Genomic DNA, 17,729 nt, shown 5'->3' with positions numbered 1-17,729 from the left:
GCATGAGTGAGGACGTGGATGACGTGGGCGGCTCGGGATACTCGCTCGAGGATCTCTCCGCCTATCTCGATCGAGGACGTACTCCTCGGATCCCCGCGATCGAGCGCAATGCCGAATGTCAGGCGCTCCTGGCATCCATGGAACGGATGGGACGCCTCTCGCGCGAAATCATCGACGAGCAGTCCGCCGAGCCGTTGGCGGAGTCCTGGTACGACGAGATCATGCGCGAGGTGATGCGCGAGTTCCGTGCGGGCCGCGACATTCCGCTGGCCCGCACGGCCGACGGGACCGAGTTGGTGGTCACCGAGGGTGCGCTCTACGAACTCATCCGCACTGTCGGCGATGGCATCAAGGGCGTCCTCGTGGGACGCGTGCGCATCGATCAGCCCGAGCCGGACGCCCCCCTCGATGTCCGGGTGACCGTGAGCGTGCTGTTCGGGTACCCGATGAAGGAAACCGTGGACCGCATGCGGGAGGGAGTCCGCGCGGCGATCGAACGCCATGGCGACCTGCGAGTGGGCCGTGTGGATGTCACCGTGGGCGATGTGCACGTCGATGTGGAGGACGAGTGATGACGGATACCGCGGCGGAGCTGGCTCCGCGCATCGATCTGGCCGTGACCGCCGTGGCAGGCGTACGCGAGTCCTACTCCGCGCGTCCCGTCGTCGCCCGCGCGTATGAGCGCATGGCGGAGGTGGAGGGATCGCTCGCGGCGGTTGAAGAGAAGGCAGGGGAGCGTGCCGTCACCGTCTGCATCGGCGTCTCGGTCGACGAGGACAGCGCCGTGGTGGCATCCGCCGTCGCGGAAGCGGTGCGCCGAGCGGGCGCGGATGCCGCCAACGACACCGTGCGGGTCCGGGTCGCCCGCTTGGTCGCCCCCCGATCCTGAGGGGTCTCTCGGCCTCCTCCCCGCGGCGGCGCAATACGCTGAGAGCACCGACTCTCGCTCCTCGGAGGACGTATGCCCGTGCACCCCGTGATCGCCGTGACCGGATCGACCGGAGCCGTAGGGGGACGCGTGGCACGCGACCTCGCGGCCCGCGGCATCCCGCAGCGCCTCCTCGTCCGCGACGCCGCTCGGGCGCCCGAACTCGAGGGTGCGGAGGTGCACGTCGCCGGTTACTCGGACGCGGAGGCCGCCACCAGCGCGCTCGCGGGTGTCGAGACGCTGTTCATGGTGTCGGCGTCCGAGTCCGCCGACCGGGTGGAGCACCACCGGACGTTCGTGGATGCCGCCGCGCGCGCGGGGGTCCGGTCGATCGTGTACACGTCGTTCCTGGGCGCCGCACCTGATGCGGTGTTCACGCTCGCCCGCGATCACGCCGTCACCGAAGATGTCATCCGCGCCTCGGGTATGTCGTGGACGTTCCTTCGCGACAACTTCTACATGGACATGATGGAGCTGTTCGCCGGCGACGACGGTGTCATCCGCGGACCCGCGGGCGACGGCCGCTGCTCGCTCGTGTCGCGGTCGGACGTGGCCGCCACGGCCGTCGCGGTGCTCCTCGACCCGGCGGCGCACGCCGACACGACGTACGACCTCACCGGCCCCGAGGCGCTGTCGATGGAGGACGTGGCCCAGAAGATCTCGGCGGTGCGCGGACGCCCCGTGCGCTACGTCGACGAGACCCTCGACGAGGCGTACGCCTCGCGCGCCGTGTACGGGGCGCCGAGCTGGCAGGTCGACGCGTGGGTGAGCACCTACACCGCGATCGCCAGCGGCGACATGGCGCGGGTCTCCGGCGACGTCGAAGCGATCACGGGCCGCCCGGCCCAGACGTTCGACGAGTTCCTCGGCGCCGTCGCTTGAGCGGTGCGTCACCGAGTCGCCACATCGTCGGGTATGCTGACCGCGTGCTGACCTGTCGCTGTTGTCGCTGAACGGCCCCGCGTTCTTCTTCGACGACCCCGTCAGCCGCGCCCCCGGGCGCATCGACCCCCAGGACTCCATCGTGCGTTACGCCCAGAGCGTCGCCGACCTCGTCGGCAACACCCCCCTCGTCCGTCTGAACCGGGTGACCGATGGCATCGCCGCCACGGTCCTCGCCAAGATCGAGTACTTCAACCCCGGCGGCTCCGCCAAGGACCGCATCGCGCGGAACATCATCGACGCGGCCGAACGTGACGGCCTGCTGCGCTCCGGCGGCACCATCGTCGAGCCGACCAGCGGCAACACCGGTGTCGGTCTCGCGCTCGTCGCTCAGCAGCGCGGCTACCGCTGCGTGTTCGTCGTGCCCGACAAGGTCGCCGAGGACAAGCGCGCGGTTCTCCGCGCGTACGGCGCCGAGGTCGTGGTGACCCCCACCAACGTCGAGCCCGACGACCCGAACTCGTACTACAGCGTTTCCGACCGCCTCGTGCGCGAGATCCCGGGCGCGTTCAAGCCGAACCAGTACGCCAACCCCAACGGCCCGCGCAGCCATTACGAGACCACGGGTCCCGAGATCTGGCGCGACACCGACGGAGCGCTCACGCACTTCGTCACCGGTGTCGGCACGGGCGGGACGATCAGCGGCACCGGACGCTACCTGCGCGAGGTCGCGGGGTCGTCCGTGCGCATCGTCGGCGTAGACCCCGTCGGCTCGATCTACTCGGGCGACGACATCCACGGCTACGACGTCGAGGGCGTGGGTGAGGACTTCTGGCCGCCCGCGTTCGACCCCACGGTCGTCGACGCGTACGAGCGGGTCTCGGATGCCGAGTCCTTCGCGATGACGCGTCGCCTCGCTCGCGAAGAGGGCCTGCTCGTCGGCGGCTCCAGCGGCATGGCCGTCGTGGGGGCCCTGCGGGTCGCGCGCGACCTCCCCGCCGACGCCGTCGTCGTGGTCCTCCTGCCCGACCACGGGCGCGGATACCTCAGCAAGATCTTCGACGACCAGTGGATGACGGAGCGCGGCTACGACGTCGAGCCCGTGGCATCCGTCCTTCCCGACCCGACCTCTCAGGAGCACTCCGCATGAGCACCCACGACGCCGCCCGCGGCTTCGACAGCCTCGCCGTCCACGCAGGGCAGGCCTTCGATCCCACGACCGGCGCGGTGATTCCGCCCGTGCACCTGTCCACGACCTACGCGCAGGACGGCATCGGCGGCCTCCGCGGCGGTTACGAGTACGGCCGGAGCGGCAACCCGACGCGCGCGGCGCTCGAGACGCAGATCGCCGCGCTCGAGGGCGGCGCCCGCGCGCTGTCGTTCGCGTCCGGCCTCGCCGCCGAGGACGCGCTGCTGCGCGCCGCCCTCGTCCCGGGCGACGAGGTGCTGCTCGGCAACGACGTGTACGGCGGCACCTACCGTCTGCTCGCGCGGGTACTCGGCCCGTGGGGCGTCAAGCTCCGCGTGGTCGACATGAGCGACCTGGATGCCGTGGCCGCGGCGATCCAGGAGCGCGCGCCGCGCATGGTCTGGGTCGAGACGCCCAGCAACCCGATGCTGCGCATCACCGACATCGCGGGTCTCGCGCGCCTCGGTCACGACGCCGGAGCGATCGTCGTCGTGGACAACACGTTCGCCTCGCCGGCGCTGCAGCGCCCGATCTCGCTGGGCGCTGACGTCGTGGTGCACTCGGCCACGAAGTACCTCGGCGGCCACTCCGACGTCGTCGGCGGCGCCCTCGCGTTCGCGGATGCCGACCTCGGCGAGAAGACGCAGTTCCTGCAGTTCGCGGCCGGAGCCGTGTCCGGTCCGTTCGACGCGTACCTGACCACGCGCGGCATCAAGACGCTCGGCATCCGCATGCAGCGCCACAGCGCCAACGCGCAGGCCGTCGCCGAGCACCTCGCCGGGCACGACCGCGTCGCGAAGGTCTACTACCCGGGCCTCCCGTCGCACCCGGGGCATGCGCTCGCGGCATCCCAGATGAGCGCATTCGGCGGCATCGTCTCGCTCGAGCTCGCCGACGGCGCCACCGCGCGTCGCTTCGCCGAGTCGACGCGCCTGTTCACGCTGGCCGAGTCGCTCGGCGGTGTGGAGTCGCTCGTGAACTACCCGGATGCCATGACGCACGCCTCCGTGCGCGGGACCGAGCTGGCCGTTCCCGACACGATCGTGCGCCTGTCGGTCGGCATCGAGACGGCGGACGACCTCGTGGCCGACGTCGACCAGGCCCTCGCTTCGCTCTGACCCGGCGTCCCCACGCTGCACCGGTGGCCAGTCGCTCCACCGCGGAGCGGGGTAGCGCCGGGTCCTGGCATCCATAAACGCGATCTGCACCGAGAAACGCGCGCTGAGGGCGTGTCTCGGTGCAGATCGCGTTTATCGCGGGGTGGGGAGTGGGCTCAGCGCTCCGCGCGGGCGAGGTTCCGCTCGAGCTCGTCGCGGTCTTGGGGGATGCCGTATCCCGGGGTGTCGCGTTCGATGCGCCAACTGTCGGTCAGCGGACCGATGTTCACGGTGTCGAAGCCGAACTCGTCGTAGATGCGGGTGATCAGTGCGACGCCCTTGTCCGAGTCGCTCGCCGTCGCCAGCGCCCGGCGTCCCGGGGTGCCTGCGGGGGAGCCGGTCGTCAGGATCTCGGCGGCACCGATGTGGTTGAACGCCTTCACCACGGTGCTGTCCGGAAGGTGGTCCTGCAGCATCTGCGCGGTGGTGGTGCGCTTCTCGTCGAGCTCGGCGATGTGCCCGTCGCGCTCCCAGTAGTAGTTGTTGGTGTCGAGGACGGTCTTACCCCGCAGCGGCTCCACCGGAATGTCGCGGTAGGCCTTGAGGGGCACGGTCACGACCGCGATGTCCGCTGCCTCGGCGGCGTCCTGCGCCGTTGCGGCGCGCGCCCGGTCGCCGAGCGTCGCAACGAAGTCGGCGAGCGTCTCCGGCCCGCGTGAGTTCGCGATCACGACGTCGTACCCGTGATCCACGAAACCCCGCGCGAGGGCCTGGCCGATGTTTCCTGCTCCGATGATTCCCACAGTGGTCATGCCCACGCCAACGACGGGGGACGAGGACGCATTCCGACAAAGGTAGAAGAAATGAGTTAGTTAGTTAGCATCCCTAGATATCACTGTCAAGAGCAAGCTAGGCTGAGGGCATGGGGGATAACTTCTCCTTGTCGCACCCTCGCGATTGTGGTCGCAGACCGGTGTTCGGGTCACCGTTCCGCTTGACCTGTGAGGGCGACGGCCCCCGGTGGACGCGGCTTCGGACCACCGGGGGCCGCTTTCTTTTCCGGCGAGGGTGCTGCCGGGACACGGCCGGGGGAGTGGAAGACTGATCCGTCGGTGGGTGTCGGCCCGCCGCGACCCCACCGCAAGGACTCCGCCTCCGTGATCGAACAGACCCGCCCGCCCCGCTCCGCCCGCTTCTACGCCGTCTGCATCGGCGTGGGTCTCCTCGCCGGTCTCATGTCCGGTCTGTTCGGGGTCGGCGGTGGCACGGTCATCGTCCCCCTCCTCGTGCTCCTGCTCGGGTTCGACCAGCGCTTCGCCGCGGGGACGTCGCTGGCGGCGATCGTTCCCACGGCCTCGGTCGGCGTCATCACCTACGCCGTCGACGGCCACGTGGCCTGGATTCCGGCGCTGATCCTCGCCGCGGGTGCGGTCGGTGGCGCTCAGATCGGCACGTGGCTGCTGCCCAAGCTGTCGCAGACGGCGCTCCGGTGGGCGTTCGTGGCGTTTCTGGTCGCCGTCATCATCAGCCTGTACTTCGTGATCCCCTCGCGCGACGCCGAACTCGAACTCACGTGGATCACGGGCCCCGGCCTCCTCGTGCTCGGCGTCGTCACCGGCATCCTGGCCGGTCTCCTCGGTGTCGGCGGGGGGATCATCGTGGTCCCCGCGCTCTTGCTCCTCTTCGGTACGAGCGACCTCATCGCGCGCGGAACCTCGCTGCTCATGATGATCCCGACCGCGATCTCCGGAACCGTCGGCAACCTCCGCCGGTCGAACGTCGACCTCCGTGCCGCCGCGTGCGTCGGCATCGCCGCCTGCACGACGACCGCGCTCGGGGCGTCGCTCGCGAAGCTCGTCGACCCGTTCGTCGGCAACGTCCTGTTCTCCATCTTCCTCGTCTTCATCGCCGCGCAGATGGCCGTGAAGGCGGTTCGCGGCCGCCACCAGCGCTGAGCCGGCGGCGGGGCGGTCGGTAGACTTGACCGGTGCCCGTGAACCCCGAACTGGTCGGACGTGTCTTCCCGCCGACCGCTCCGTACCTCGTCGGCCGCGAGAAGGTTCGGGAGTTCGCCCGTGCCGTCTTCGCCGACGCCCCTGAGCATTCCGACCCCGAGGCCGGCCGCGCGCTCGGCTACGCCGACGTCGTCGCCCCGCCGACCTTCGCCATGGTCGTGCAAGATCTGACGCTCCAGCAGCTGCTCGGCGACCCGGACTCGGGCATCGAGCTGTCGCGGCTCGTCCACGCCGAGCAGCGTTTCCGCTACTCCCGGCCGATCGTCGCCGGAGACGAGCTCACGGCGACCCTGGCCGTGACCGGCATCCGGACTCTCGGGGGCAACGCGATGATCACGAGCGAAGCCGAGATCGTGGATGCCGAGGGCGCCCACGTCGTGACGACGACCAGCGTCCTGCTGGCCGGGGAGGCCGACGCATGAGCGCGTTCACCGTCGGAGATGTCATCGCCGAACGTTCCGTCCACCTGACCCGCGAGTCGCTCGTGCGGTATGCCGGCGCGTCCGGCGACTTCAACCCCATCCACTACCGCGACGATGTCGCCGCCGAGGTCGGACTGCCGGGCGTCCTCGCCCACGGCATGCTCACGATGGGCGTCGCCGTCGGCACGATCGCCGAGGCTCTCGGCGACACCGGCCGCATCCTCGAGTACGGCGTGCGCTTCACCCGGCCGGTGGTCGTCGACCCCACGGAAGGCGCCGACCTGCACGTCAGCGCGAAGGTGGGCGCCGTCGATGACGAGTCCGCCCGCATCGACCTCACCGTGACGCACGCGGGGACGACGGTGCTCGGCAAGGCGCAGGTGCGGGTGCGGCTGTCCTGATGCCGCACGTCAGCCCCATCCCGCTCTCCGAGCTCACGACGTTGCGCACGGGCGGTCTTCCCGAGCGCACGATCGAGGCCCGGACGGCCGACGAGTTCGTCTCCGTGCTCCGCGACCTGTGGGACGCGGGCGAGCCGTGGCTCGTCGTGGGCGGCGGGTCGAACATGTTCGTGGGGGATGAGCCGTTCGAGGGAACCGTCGTCCTCGTGCGAACCGCCGGAATCGAGGAGTTCCCCGGCTCGGGGCCCGACAGGGTCCGGCTGCGGGTGCAGGCCGGCCACGACTGGGACGCTCTCGTCGCCGAGACCGTCGCCCGCGGGCTCGCGGGTATCGAGGCGATGTCGGGGATCCCCGGAACCGTCGGCGCCGCGCCCGTGCAGAACATCGGGGCCTACGGTCAGGAGATCGTGCAGACCCTCGTCGAGGTCGAGCTGCTCGACGAGGCCACCGGCGAGCTGTCCACGGTCCCGGCATCCGATCTGGGGCTCGGCTTCCGCACCTCGGTGCTGAAGCAGCACTACGGCTCGGTCGCCGAACGCCCGGCCGTCATCGTTTCGGTCACGCTCGAGCTCGAGCGAGTCGGTGACGGGGAGCGGCCGATCGCCGGCGCGCAGCTGCGCGGCGCCCTGGGGCTCGAAGCCGATGCGACCGTCTCGCTGCGCTGGATCCGCGAGCACGTGCTCGCCACGCGGGCCCGTAAGGGCATGGTGCTCGACGACGAGGACCCCGACACGTGGAGCGCGGGGTCGTTCTTCCAGAACGCGATCGTCTCCGAGGCGTTCGCTCGGACGCTGCCCGACGAGTGCCCGCGCTGGCCGATGTCGCCCGTGCTGGATCCGGTGACCGTGATCCCGCTCGCGGCCTTCGACGGTGTGGTCCCCGCGCCCGTCGCCGAGCGTCGCGAGGTGAAGGTGAGCTCGGCATGGCTCATCGAGCACGCGGGGCTGTCACGCGGCTTCCGCTTCCCGCGCTCGCGCGCCGGGCTCTCGACCAAGCACACGCTGGCACTCACCAACCGCGGGGGCTCGACGGCCGCGGAGATCGCAGAGCTCGCGCGTTTCGTGCAGCAGCGCGTCCAGTCCGAGTTCGGTCTCGTGCTGCAGCCCGAGCCCGTCTTGGTGAACGTCGAGCTCTAGCCCACGCTCACGCGCGGGAGCGCGCGGGAGCGTGGGAGTGCGGGAGCGCGGGAGCTAGGAGAACAAGCGCTGGAGGCGCTGGACGCCCTCCAGCAGCTCGGCGTCGCCGAGGGCGTACGACAGACGCAGGTAGCCGCTCGGACCGAACGCCTCGCCCGGCACCACCGCGACCTCGGCCTTTTCGAGGATGAGGTCGGCGAGCTCGAGCGAGGTCGTCGGCGTGACGCCGTCCCACTCGCGGTTCAAGAGTCCTCGGACGTCGGGGTAGACGTAGAACGCGCCGAGCGGGTTGGGCACCTCGACGCCGTCGATCTTCGCCAGCTCCGACACGATCAGGCGGCGGCGGCGGTCGAAAGCTTCGCGGAACTGCTCGGCCTCGTCTTGAGGACCGTTCAGCGCCGCCGCGGCGGCGATCTGAGCGACGTTGTTGACGTTGCTCGACAGGTGCGACTGCAGGTTGCCGGCGAGCTTGATGGCATCCGCCGGTCCGATCATCCAGCCCACGCGCCAGCCGGTCATCGCGTACGTCTTGGCGACGCCGTTCACGAGCAGCGTCTGGCCGGCCAGCTCGGGCACGGCCTCGACGATCGAGACCGCGCGGGCGCCCTCGTAAGTGAGGTTCTGGTAGATCTCGTCGGTGATCACCCAGATGCCGTGCTCGAGGGCCCAGCGGCCGATCTCGGCGGTCTCTTCGGGCGTGTAGACCGAACCGGTGGGGTTCGAAGGCGACACGAAGACCAGGACGGTGGTCTTGTCGGTGCGGGCGGCCTCGAGCTGCGCGACGGTGACCTTGTAGTCCTGGTCGGCACCGGCGAACACCTCCACGGGCACTCCCTCGGCGAGGGCGATCGCCTCGGGGTAGGTCGTCCAGTACGGCGCGGGCAGGAGCACCTCGTCGCCGGGGTTCACCACGGTCTGGAAGGCCTGGTACACCGCCTGCTTACCGCCGTTGGTCACGATGATCTGCGACGGTGCGACCTCCAGGCCCGAGTCGCGCAGCGTCTTCGCGGCGATCGCCTCGCGCAGCACGGGGAGCCCGGCGGCGGGGGTGTAGCGGAAGTTGGCCGGGTTGTGCAGCGCTTCGGCCGCGGCATCCACGACGAACTGCGGGGTGGCGAAGTCCGGCTCGCCAGCCGCATAGGAGATGACGGGGCGGCCGGCGGCCTTGAGGGCCTTGGCCTTGGCGTCGACCTTGAGGGTCGCGGATTCGGCGATGGCGGAGAGCTTGCGGGAGAGCGGTGCGCGGTCGGTCACGGCACCGAGCCTACTCGGCGCGCCCGGGATGCCACGGGTCGCGGCGCGACCGCGGGGGTCACACGCTCGAGGAGAAGAGCACCCAGAGGCTCGGCAGGATGAGCAGGATGCCGAGGGAGAGACCGATGATGGAGAGAACGGGTCGGCGGCCGGCGCGGACGCGCAGGACGATGCCGATCGCCCCCACGGTCGCGGCGACGAGACCGAGGAACGCCATGATCGGCAACAGGACGATTCCGAGCCACCAGATCGCATTCATGCCCGGGGCGAGCCCGATGAGGAAGATCATGAGCGCCGGCAGAAGGATGAACGCCGCCAGGATGATCGCGACGATGCCGAAGCCGTCGCTCGCGCGCCGACCGGCCGGGGAGACAGAGGCCATGCGGTCACGGTAGCGCGTGGCGGGCGGCCTGTCGTCGGTGCGTTAGCGTGGCGTCGTGACAGTAGGGGCCCCGGAACGGACGCGTGTACATCGTCGGGGGCTCCGCATCCTGCTTCGGCTGGGGCTCGCGACCGCGATCGTCGGGGTGTCCACCGGTCTCGCCGTGCTGCTGCTCGTGTGGATCGTCCACACCGTCGAGCACCTCGTGTGGGGGCACGAGGAGGGGCCGTTCCTCGATGGACTCGCCTCCCCGTCGGTGTGGTGGCTGCCGATCGCGACCGTCGGCGGGGCCGGTGTCGTCGCGGCGGTCGGCTGGTACCTGCTACGCCGCTTCGGCCGTCGGATCGCGACGGTGGAGCAGGGCGTCGCGGGCGCCCCCATGCCGTGGTGGGAGACGCTCGCCGACACCGTGATCCAGGTGACGTCCGTCGCCCTGGGCGCCTCGATCGGCAAGGAGGTCGCTCCGCGGGAGCTCTCCGCCATGGCCGGGTCGAAGATCGTGCGGTGGTTCCGCCTCGACGCGCGGTGGGGTCGCATCCTCATCGCCGCCGCCGCGGGCGCCGGTCTCGCCGCGGTCTACAACGTGCCGCTCGGGGGAGCGCTGTTCGCGATTGAGATCCTCCTCGCGCAGTTCAGCGTCGGGGCCGCGGTCGTCGCGCTCTCGGTGAGCGCCATCGCGACCATCGTCGCGCGCCCGCTCGTCGGCGACGACTCGCTCTACCACGTGGCATCCGTCGACGTGAACGCGTCGCTCATCGTGGCGGCCATCCTCATCGGACCCCTCATGGGGTGGGGCGCGACGAGCTTCTCGGCCGCCACGTCGCTCCTGGCGAAAGTCCGACCGACGGGGTGGAAGCTGCTGGTCGCGCTGCCACTGACATTCGCCGCCGTCGGCGCGCTGGGCACCGTCTTCCCGCTGATCCTCGGCAACGGCCGTGCGCTCGCGACGGCCGGGTTCGACCTCACGCAGCCGGCTTTGCTCCTCCTCGCCCTCGCGGCGCTGAAGTACGTGGCCACCGCCGTCTCGCTCGGCTCGGGTGCCGTCGGCGGGACGCTGCAGCCCTCGGTCGCGATCGGCGCGAGCCTCGGCGCCGCGGCCGCCGCGGGCTGGGCGTTCGTCTGGCCGGGAGCGGATGCCACGGGCCTCGCGATCGTGGCCGCGGCGGCGTTCCTCGCGTCGAACATGCGCGCGCCATTCACGGCGATCGTGCTCGTGATCGAGTTCACGAACACGGGGTTCGACCTCCTGCTGCCGATCTTCCTCGCCGTCGCCGGGTCACTCGCCGCAGCGCGGTTGACCTCGCGCGCGAGCCTGCGCCGGTTCGCGCCGCGCGATCCCGGGCGGGAGTGACGGCGCGTCGAGCCGGAGGCAGCGTCCGGGCGTGACGAAGGGTCGGGGCGACACGGCCCCGACCCTTCGCCCCGGTCAGTCGAGGTACTTCGCGTACGCCGGGAGCGTCAGGAACGCCGGGAACTCCTCGCGCAGCGCGACCTCGCGGAACACCTCGGCGGCGTCGTCGAAGCGATCGCCGTCGAAGCGGGTCGCCCCGGCGAGCACGTCGCGCAGCAGCCCCTCGACGTACTCGCGGGTGATGCGGGTGCCGTCGTCGGTGGAGCGGTCCTGGTGGATCCACTGCCAGATCTGCGAGCGCGAGATCTCGGCGGTGGCCGCGTCCTCCATGAGGTCGTCGATCGCGACGGCCCCGAGGCCCCGCAGCCACGCCTCGATGTACCGGATCGCCACCGCGACGTTGCCGCGCACCCCGCCCGCGGTGATCGGCAGTCCGATCCGCAGGTCGAGCAGTTGCTCGGGGCGCACCTCGACGTCCTCGCGCAGCCGGTCGAGCTGGTTGATGCCGTCGCCGAACACCGCGTCGAACTCGGCGCGCGCCACCGGGATCAGGTCGGGGTGGGCCACCCACGTGCCGTCGAAGCCGTCGCCGGCCTCGCGGCGCTTGTCGGCCGCGACCTTCTCGAACGCGGCCTCGGTCACCTCGGGCTTGCGCCGGTTGGGGATGAAGGCGCTCATGCCGCCGATCGCGTAGGCGCCGCGCTTGTGGCACGTGCGCACGAGCAGCTCGGTGTAGGCCCGCATGAACGGCACCGTCATGGTCACTTCACTGCGGTCGGGTAGAACGAACCGGGCGCCGCGACCGCGGTACGTCTTGATGATCGAGAAGATGTAGTCCCACCGACCGGCGTTCAGCCCCGCGCAGTGGTCGCGGAGGGCGAAGAGGATCTCCTCCATCTCGAACGCCGCCGGGAGCGTCTCGATGAGCACCGTCGCGCGGATCGTGCCGTGCGGCAGGCCCAGGCGCTCCTCCGTGAACGAGAACACGTCATCCCACAGTCGTGCCTCATCGGCCGATTCGATCTTCGGCAGGTAGAAGTACGGTCCGCTGCCCGCCGCGATCAGCGCGTGGGCGTTGTGGAAGACGTAGAGCCCGTAGTCCACGAGCGACCCGGATGCCGGCAGCTCCCGGCCCGCGCGATCGATCACGGTGATGTGCTTCTCGGGCAGGTGCCACCCGCGCGGACGCATCACGATCGTCGGCGTGCGCTCGGCGGTGACGCGGTACTCCTTGCCCTCGGGGCTCGTGTAGCTCAGCTGCCCGCGGATCGCGTCGAACAGCGAGAGCTGGCCGCCGATGACGTTGCGCCACGTGGGGGAGGTGGCATCCTCCTGGTCGGCCAGCCAGACCCGCGCGCCGGAGTTCAGCGCGTTGATGGTCATCTTCGGGTCGGTGGGGCCCGTGATCTCGACGCGGCGGTCCTCGAGGCCGGGACCGGCGCCGGCCACGCGCCACGACGGGTCGTCGCGGATGTGCGCGGTCTCGGAGCGGAAGTGCGGGTCGTCGCCGTTGCCGATCTCGAAGCGTCCGCGCAGGCGGGCGGCGAGGCGGTCGTTGCGGCGGCGGCCGAAACGGTCGTGCAGCTCGGTGAGGAAGGCGAGCGCGGCGGGGGTGAGGATCTCCCGGTCGCGGCCCTCGAGGGGACGCTCGATCCGCAGGTGCGGAGCGGGAGTGGATGCCGAGGGCTCGGGGCTGCGTCGGTCGGTGGTGGGCGGGGGTTCGATGAGGGTCATGATGAGGTCTTTCTGTCGGTGTCGCGAACCGCGCGGGGAGGCATGTCCCGAAAGTGGTCACTCAGGCGGGGCTGAAGTGGCCACAAGTGGGACATGGTCTGCGATAAGTGGGACGAGGCTCGCAAGGCGAGGGGTCAGTGGAACTGCGCGGTCTCGGTGGAGCCGGCGAGGGCGAGCGTGGCGCTGTCGGGGTTGAGCGCGGTGGAGACGACGTCGAAGTAGCCGGTGCCCGCCTCGCGCTGGTGGCGCGTCGCGGTGTACCCGTTCGCTTCGGCGGCGAACTCGGCCTCCTGCAGCTCGACGTACGCGCTCATGGCGCGTTCGGCGTAGCCGCGGGCGAGGTCGAACATCGAGTGGTTCACGGCGTGGAAGCCCGCGAGGGTGATGAACTGGAACGCATATCCCATCGCGGCCAGGTCGGCCTGGAACGTCGCGATCTGCGCGTCGTCGAGATGACGCTTCCAGTTGAAGCTCGGGGAGCAGTTGTACGCGAGGAGCTTGCCCGGGTAACGGGCATGGATGGCCTCGGCGAAGGCGCGGGCGAGCTCGATGTCGGGCTCTCCCGTCTCGACCCAGATGAGGTCGGCGTAGGGGGCGAAGGCGAGACCGCGCGAGATGACGGCATCCAGGCCCGGACGCACCCGGTAGAAGCCCTCGCTCGTGCGCTCGCCGGTGAGGAACTCCGCGTCGCGCGGGTCGACGTCGCTGGTGAGCAGGTCGGCGGCGAGCGCGTCGGTGCGGGCGATGATGACCGTCGGCACGCCCGCGACGTCGGCGGCGAGCCGCGCCGCGTTGAGCGTGCGGATGTGCTGCTGCGTCGGCACGAGAACCTTGCCGCCGAGGTGGCCGCACTTCTTCTCGCTGGCGAGCTGGTCCTCCCAGTGGATGCCGGCCGCCCCCGCCTGGATGAGCGACTGCGCGAGCTCATAGGCGTTGAGCGGACCGCCGAAGCCGGCCTCGGCGTCGGCGACGATCGGGGCGAGCCAGTCCCGCGTGATCTCGCCCTCGGCGCGCTCGATCTGGTCCTGACGGAGCAGCGCGTTGTTGATGCGGCGTACGACCGCCGGCACCGAGTTGGCGGGGTAGAGGCTCTGGTCGGGGTAGGTCTGCCCGGCGAGGTTGCCATCGGCCGCGACCTGCCAGCCCGAGAGGTAGATGGCCTTGAGGCCCGCCCGCACCTGCTGCACGGCCTGGCCGCCGGTGTAGGCGCCGAGGGCGCGGACGTACTCCTCGGTGTGGAGGAGGTTCCAGAGGTTCTCCGCACCACGGCGGGCGAGCGTGGACTCCTCGCGGACGCTGCCGCGGAGCCGGACGACGTCCTCGGCCGAGTAGGTGCGCTCGATGCCGTCCCAGCGGGGGTCGTTCTCCCACGCGGCGCGGATCTCATCGGCGGTCTCGGTCTGGTCGCCGGGGCGCAGGGGCGGCTGGGCGGGGGTGGCCTGGATCGTCATGTCGTCCTCCTTCGGGTGCGGGGCTTCGGTGCCCGTGGTGACCACTGTGGGCGAAGAAGCGCGGTCCATCGGAAGAATTCGGCTGTGAAGATTGCCCGTTCTTCTGTTCGGGTGAGATCATCCCGACATGGACACCGGAGTCTCCCTCACCGCCGCGGGCGCGGCATCCGACGATGAGGGTGTGGACACTCTCACGATCGGCAAACGCATCCGGCAGTTGCGCACGGCCCGCGGCATGACGCTCGACGACCTCGCCGCGGCGGTGGGTCGTGCGCCGAGCCAGATGTCGATGATCGAGAACGGGCGGCGCGAAGCGAAGCTCACGCTGCTTCAGGCGATCGCCCGCGCGCTGGGCTGCAAACTCGACCAGATCCTGGATGCCGAGCCCCTCGACGCCCGATCGACCCTCGAGCTGTCGGTGGAGCGGGCCATGCGCGGGCAGACCTTCCAAGCGCTCGGCATCGCGCCGTTCCGGGTGGGACGCGCGGTGCCCGACGAGGCGCTCGCGGCAATGCTCGCGCTGCAGGCCGAGATCGAACGCCTCCGTGAAGAGCGTTCGGCCACGCCCGAGGAGGCGCGGCGCGCGAACGTGGCGCTGCGACGCCTGATGCGCACGCAGGACAACCACTTCCCGGAGCTGGAGAAGGTGGCATCCGAGATGCTCGCCGCGATCGCCCACCCCGGCGGCCCGCTGACCCAGCGCGGGGCGAGCGACATCGCCGCGCACCTCGGCTTCTCGCTGCACTACGTTCCCGACCTGCCACCGTCGACCCGCAGCATCGCGGATGCCAAGAACGGGCGGCTCTACCTGTCGACGAAGGTCGCCAAGGGCGATCCCCGTGCGGCGGTGCTGCAGGCGCTGTCGAGCCGGATCCTGGGGCACGGCGAGCCGACCAGCTACGACGAGTTCCTGCGCCAGCGGGTCGAGACGAACTACCTCACCGGGGCGCTGCTCATGCCCGAGTCGCACGTCGTGTCGGCGCTCCGCGAGGCGAAGGAGCGGCGCACGATCAGCATCGAAGACCTGCGCGACGCGTACTCGGTGTCGTACGAGACCGCCGCGCACCGCTTCACCAACCTCGCCACCGTGCACCTCGGCATCCCGGTGCACTTCCTCAAGGTGCACGAGTCCGGCACGATCACCAAGGCCTACGAGAACGACGACGTGAACTTCCCCACCGATCGGCTCGGATCGATCGAGGGGCAGATGTGCTGCCGGCGGTGGACGAGCCGCGTCGTCTTCGACGAGGACGACCTTTTCAACCCGTACTACCAGTACACCGACACCGGAAACGGCACGTACTGGTGCACCGCGCGGGTGGAGCAGTCCAGCGAGGGAGCGCACTCGGTGAGCGTCGGCGTGCGGTTCGACGACACGAAGTGGTTCCGCGGTCGCGACACCCCCAACCGCGGGGTCTCCCGCCACGCGGTCGAGACGTGCTGCCGACGCGCGCCCGCCGACCTCGAAGCGGCGTGGCGCGGGCAGGCGTGGCCCAACGTGCGGACCCCGAGGACGCTGCTCGCGACCCTGCCGACGGGCGCCTTCCCCGGCGTGGACACCACCGAGATGTACGAGTTCCTGCAGGCGCACGCGCCGCAGTGACGCGCGCCGTTCGGCGTCGCGGCCGCGCCCAGTGCACACGTTCGGGTCGAGCGCACACGAACGGGACGCCCGGAACGTGTGTGCTCGACCCGAACGTGTGCACTCGCGGGGTGCGAGGAGCGCGTCGGGACGGGATGGGGCGATGGGTTGCGAAAAAACCTCACACATGTAAGGTTTTGACACCGACTCCGTCCCCCCGGAGCGCTTTCGATGAGGAGAGCCGACATGAAGCACACCCGCTCAACAACCGTCGCGATCGTCGGACTCGTCGTCGGCGGACTCGCCGTCGCGTCGCCCGCCGCTGCCGCGCCGCCCGGGCCGGCGTCGCCGCCCCCGCACGCGGGACCGCCCGCTCAGGCCGGGCCCGGTGCGCGCGATCTCCAGCGCTACGCCGAGGACACCTGGGCCTCGATGGCCGCGATGGCCCACCCGGCGACGGGCCTCCCGGATGACAACATCGGGGGAGACCTGGACCCGGCGACGGCGTCCGGCTACACCTCGCCCACGAACATCGGCGGCTACCTGTGGTCGACCGTGACCGCGCGCGACCTCGGCATCATCGGCGCCGACGAGGCGCGCGAGCGCCTCACCGCCACGGTGTCGACCCTCGAGCGCATGGAGCGCAACGACGGCAGCGGCATGTACTACAACTGGTACGCGCCCGAGACCGGCGCGAAGCTCGACATCTTCCCCACCTCGGGCGAGGTCATCCACCCGTTCCTCAGCACCGTCGACAACGGCTGGCTCGCCGCGGCGCTCCGCATCGTCCGCGAGGCCGAGCCGACGCTCGCCGACCGCGCCGGCGCGCTGTACGAGTCGATGGACTTCTCGGCGTTCTTCGACTCCGCCGGAGCGCCCGGGCTGCCCGCCGGCACCAACCGTGGTGGCTTCTGGGAGGAGCCTCCGGGCGACGGCTGTGCGGTCCCGGCCCCCATGTACAACGGCAGCGGTGAGGAGGCCTTCTATACCTGCCACCACTACGACACCACCGTGAGCGAGAGTCGCATCGCGACGTACCTCGGCATCGCGCAGGGTGGCATCCCGGCCACCGCCCTCTCCGGCACTCATCGCACGATGCCCGCCGGCTGCGACTGGGCGTGGCAGGAGCAGCTGCCGACCGGCGAGACGCGCACCTACGACGGCGTCGACGTGTACGAGGGCGTGTACGCGTACGAGGGCAGGTCGTTCGTGCCGAGCTGGGGCGGCAGCATGTTCGAAGCGCTCATGCCCGATCTGCTCGTTCCCGAGACCGCCTGGGGACCGCACTCGTGGGCGCTCAATCACCCGATCACCGTCGAGGTGCAGAAGCGCCACGGCCTGGACGAGGCCGGCTACGGCTACTGGGGCTTCTCTCCCGCCAGCAGCCCTTTCGGCGGCTACAGCGAGTACGGCGTCGACATCGCCGGCATCCGTTCTGACGGGTACACCTCGGATGCCGAGAAGACCGACGTCGACACCGACCGCCCCGGCTGCACGACCGGAACGAACCCCGACCCGACCTTCGGCGACGGCGTCGTGACGCCGCACGCCTCTTTCCTGGCCTTGCCGTACGACCGCCCGGGCGTGCTGAAGAACCTCCGCGGCATCGAGAAGAAACTCGGCGCCTACGGCCCGGGCGGTTTCTACGATGCCGTCGCGGTGAAGAGCGACACGGTCGCGAAGCGCTACCTTTCGCTCGATCAGTCGATGATCATGGCGGCGATCGGCAACGCCCTGACCCGGGACACCCTCAAGGATTACTTCGTCGACGACGAGCTCGAGCAGCGGCTGCGTCCCGCGATGGAGCAACAGGTGTTCGGTTCGTCCTGGGGCGCGCGACACCCCTGACCATCCGTCCAGCCGATGCCCGGTACCCTCGCGGGACCGGGCATCGGTGCGTGCGGA

At 70.6% G+C, this 17,729-nt stretch carries 17 protein-coding genes; 12 read left to right on the top strand and 5 right to left on the bottom strand.

Going from position 1 to position 17,729, the window contains the following annotated elements; translation table 11 throughout:
- Positions 1-2 precede the first annotated feature (2 nt).
- The 5 genes from AC3WLZ_RS13050 (at position 3) to AC3WLZ_RS13030 (ending at position 4,117) form a co-directional block, all read left to right on the top strand.
- Positions 3-572, top strand: coding sequence for an Asp23/Gls24 family envelope stress response protein (locus AC3WLZ_RS13050; protein ID WP_492470316.1), 570 nt, complete (start codon positions 3-5; stop codon positions 570-572).
- On the top strand, positions 572-889 hold the full coding sequence (locus AC3WLZ_RS13045; protein WP_412925341.1) for a hypothetical protein: 318 nt from the start codon (positions 572-574) through the stop codon (positions 887-889). The genes AC3WLZ_RS13050 and AC3WLZ_RS13045 overlap by 1 nt, the downstream gene beginning before the upstream one ends.
- Before the next feature lie 72 nt (positions 890-961).
- Positions 962-1,810, top strand: coding sequence for an SDR family oxidoreductase (locus tag AC3WLZ_RS13040; protein WP_412925340.1), 849 nt, complete (start codon positions 962-964; stop codon positions 1,808-1,810).
- A gap of 61 nt (positions 1,811-1,871) precedes the next feature.
- Positions 1,872-2,960, top strand: coding sequence for a pyridoxal-phosphate dependent enzyme (locus tag AC3WLZ_RS13035; protein ID WP_492470315.1), 1,089 nt, complete (start codon positions 1,872-1,874; stop codon positions 2,958-2,960).
- On the top strand, positions 2,957-4,117 hold the full coding sequence (locus tag AC3WLZ_RS13030; protein WP_492470314.1) for a cystathionine gamma-synthase: 1,161 nt from the start codon (positions 2,957-2,959) through the stop codon (positions 4,115-4,117). The genes AC3WLZ_RS13035 and AC3WLZ_RS13030 overlap by 4 nt, the downstream gene beginning before the upstream one ends.
- A gap of 155 nt (positions 4,118-4,272) precedes the next feature.
- Here the strand turns inward: AC3WLZ_RS13030 and AC3WLZ_RS13025 are convergent, their stop codons facing one another.
- Positions 4,273-4,908, bottom strand: a complete 636-nt coding sequence (locus AC3WLZ_RS13025) for an NADPH-dependent F420 reductase (RefSeq protein ID WP_492470313.1) — start codon at positions 4,906-4,908, stop codon at positions 4,273-4,275.
- A gap of 345 nt (positions 4,909-5,253) precedes the next feature.
- Here AC3WLZ_RS13025 and AC3WLZ_RS13020 point away from each other — a divergent pair, with 345 nt between their 5' ends.
- Genes AC3WLZ_RS13020 through AC3WLZ_RS13005 form a run of 4 tightly spaced genes read left to right on the top strand, consistent with a single transcriptional unit; the run spans position 5,254 to position 8,070 of the window.
- Complete coding sequence (locus tag AC3WLZ_RS13020) at positions 5,254-6,051, top strand: sulfite exporter TauE/SafE family protein (protein ID WP_412925336.1); 798 nt, start codon at positions 5,254-5,256, stop codon at positions 6,049-6,051.
- A 32-nt stretch (positions 6,052-6,083) separates the two neighbouring features.
- On the top strand, positions 6,084-6,533 hold the full coding sequence (locus AC3WLZ_RS13015) for an FAS1-like dehydratase domain-containing protein (RefSeq protein WP_492470312.1): 450 nt from the start codon (positions 6,084-6,086) through the stop codon (positions 6,531-6,533).
- Positions 6,530-6,934 (top strand): MaoC/PaaZ C-terminal domain-containing protein, encoded by a 405-nt coding sequence (locus tag AC3WLZ_RS13010; protein ID WP_412925334.1) that lies wholly within the window; start codon positions 6,530-6,532, stop codon positions 6,932-6,934. The genes AC3WLZ_RS13015 and AC3WLZ_RS13010 overlap by 4 nt, the downstream gene beginning before the upstream one ends.
- Positions 6,934-8,070, top strand: a complete 1,137-nt coding sequence (locus tag AC3WLZ_RS13005; protein ID WP_492470311.1) for a UDP-N-acetylmuramate dehydrogenase — start codon at positions 6,934-6,936, stop codon at positions 8,068-8,070. Before AC3WLZ_RS13010 ends, AC3WLZ_RS13005 begins: the two co-directional genes overlap by 1 nt.
- A gap of 54 nt (positions 8,071-8,124) precedes the next feature.
- Here AC3WLZ_RS13005 and AC3WLZ_RS13000 read toward each other — a convergent pair whose 3' ends face one another.
- The gene (locus tag AC3WLZ_RS13000) at positions 8,125-9,324 is read right to left on the bottom strand and encodes a pyridoxal phosphate-dependent aminotransferase (RefSeq protein ID WP_492470310.1); all 1,200 of its coding nucleotides are present in this window, start codon (positions 9,322-9,324) and stop codon (positions 8,125-8,127) included.
- A gap of 58 nt (positions 9,325-9,382) precedes the next feature.
- Complete coding sequence (locus AC3WLZ_RS12995) at positions 9,383-9,706, bottom strand: hypothetical protein (RefSeq protein ID WP_412925331.1); 324 nt, start codon at positions 9,704-9,706, stop codon at positions 9,383-9,385.
- 55 nt (positions 9,707-9,761) lie between these two features.
- Between AC3WLZ_RS12995 and AC3WLZ_RS12990 the strand changes: the two genes are divergently transcribed.
- Positions 9,762-11,057, top strand: a complete 1,296-nt coding sequence (locus AC3WLZ_RS12990; protein ID WP_492470309.1) for a chloride channel protein — start codon at positions 9,762-9,764, stop codon at positions 11,055-11,057.
- 75 nt (positions 11,058-11,132) lie between these two features.
- Here AC3WLZ_RS12990 and aceB read toward each other — a convergent pair whose 3' ends face one another.
- Together aceB and aceA are read right to left on the bottom strand one after the other, a co-directional pair.
- Complete coding sequence (gene aceB / locus AC3WLZ_RS12985) at positions 11,133-12,791, bottom strand: malate synthase A (RefSeq protein WP_492470308.1); 1,659 nt, start codon at positions 12,789-12,791, stop codon at positions 11,133-11,135.
- A 134-nt stretch (positions 12,792-12,925) separates the two neighbouring features.
- Positions 12,926-14,242, bottom strand: coding sequence for an isocitrate lyase (gene aceA, locus AC3WLZ_RS12980; protein WP_492470307.1), 1,317 nt, complete (start codon positions 14,240-14,242; stop codon positions 12,926-12,928).
- Positions 14,243-14,369: 127 nt separating this feature from the next.
- On the opposite strand from aceA, the gene AC3WLZ_RS12975 reads away from it, so the two are divergent.
- Positions 14,370-15,845, top strand: a complete 1,476-nt coding sequence (locus AC3WLZ_RS12975) for a helix-turn-helix domain-containing protein (protein ID WP_492470306.1) — start codon at positions 14,370-14,372, stop codon at positions 15,843-15,845.
- 225 nt (positions 15,846-16,070) lie between these two features.
- Positions 16,071-17,672, top strand: a complete 1,602-nt coding sequence (locus AC3WLZ_RS12970) for a glucoamylase family protein (RefSeq protein WP_492470305.1) — start codon at positions 16,071-16,073, stop codon at positions 17,670-17,672.
- The last annotated feature ends 57 nt before the right edge of the window (positions 17,673-17,729 follow it).

It is taken from the genome of Microbacterium sp. FW305-3-2-15-F-LB2, from assembly GCF_058787255.1.
This window is presented reverse-complemented; position numbering and strand designations above follow the sequence as displayed.

What these genes read in the sequence shown, in the direction of transcription:
- AC3WLZ_RS13030 (WP_492470314.1), top strand. Translation starts at nt 2,957, where the DNA reads ATGAGCACCCACGACGCCGCCCGCGGCTTCGACAGCCTCGCCGTCCAC.
- AC3WLZ_RS13040 (WP_412925340.1), top strand. Translation starts at nt 962, where the DNA reads ATGCCCGTGCACCCCGTGATCGCCGTGACCGGATCGACCGGAGCCGTA.
- AC3WLZ_RS12975 (WP_492470306.1), top strand. Translation starts at nt 14,370, where the DNA reads ATGGACACCGGAGTCTCCCTCACCGCCGCGGGCGCGGCATCCGACGAT.
- AC3WLZ_RS13045 (WP_412925341.1), top strand. Translation starts at nt 572, where the DNA reads ATGACGGATACCGCGGCGGAGCTGGCTCCGCGCATCGATCTGGCCGTG.
- AC3WLZ_RS12970 (WP_492470305.1), top strand. Translation starts at nt 16,071, where the DNA reads ATGAAGCACACCCGCTCAACAACCGTCGCGATCGTCGGACTCGTCGTC.
- aceA (WP_492470307.1), bottom strand. Translation starts at nt 14,242, where the DNA reads ATGACGATCCAGGCCACCCCCGCCCAGCCGCCCCTGCGCCCCGGCGAC.
- AC3WLZ_RS13050 (WP_492470316.1), top strand. Translation starts at nt 3, where the DNA reads ATGAGTGAGGACGTGGATGACGTGGGCGGCTCGGGATACTCGCTCGAG.
- aceB (WP_492470308.1), bottom strand. Translation starts at nt 12,791, where the DNA reads ATGACCCTCATCGAACCCCCGCCCACCACCGACCGACGCAGCCCCGAG.
- AC3WLZ_RS13005 (WP_492470311.1), top strand. Translation starts at nt 6,934, where the DNA reads ATGCCGCACGTCAGCCCCATCCCGCTCTCCGAGCTCACGACGTTGCGC.
- AC3WLZ_RS13010 (WP_412925334.1), top strand. Translation starts at nt 6,530, where the DNA reads ATGAGCGCGTTCACCGTCGGAGATGTCATCGCCGAACGTTCCGTCCAC.
- AC3WLZ_RS13025 (WP_492470313.1), bottom strand. Translation starts at nt 4,908, where the DNA reads ATGACCACTGTGGGAATCATCGGAGCAGGAAACATCGGCCAGGCCCTC.
- AC3WLZ_RS12995 (WP_412925331.1), bottom strand. Translation starts at nt 9,706, where the DNA reads ATGGCCTCTGTCTCCCCGGCCGGTCGGCGCGCGAGCGACGGCTTCGGC.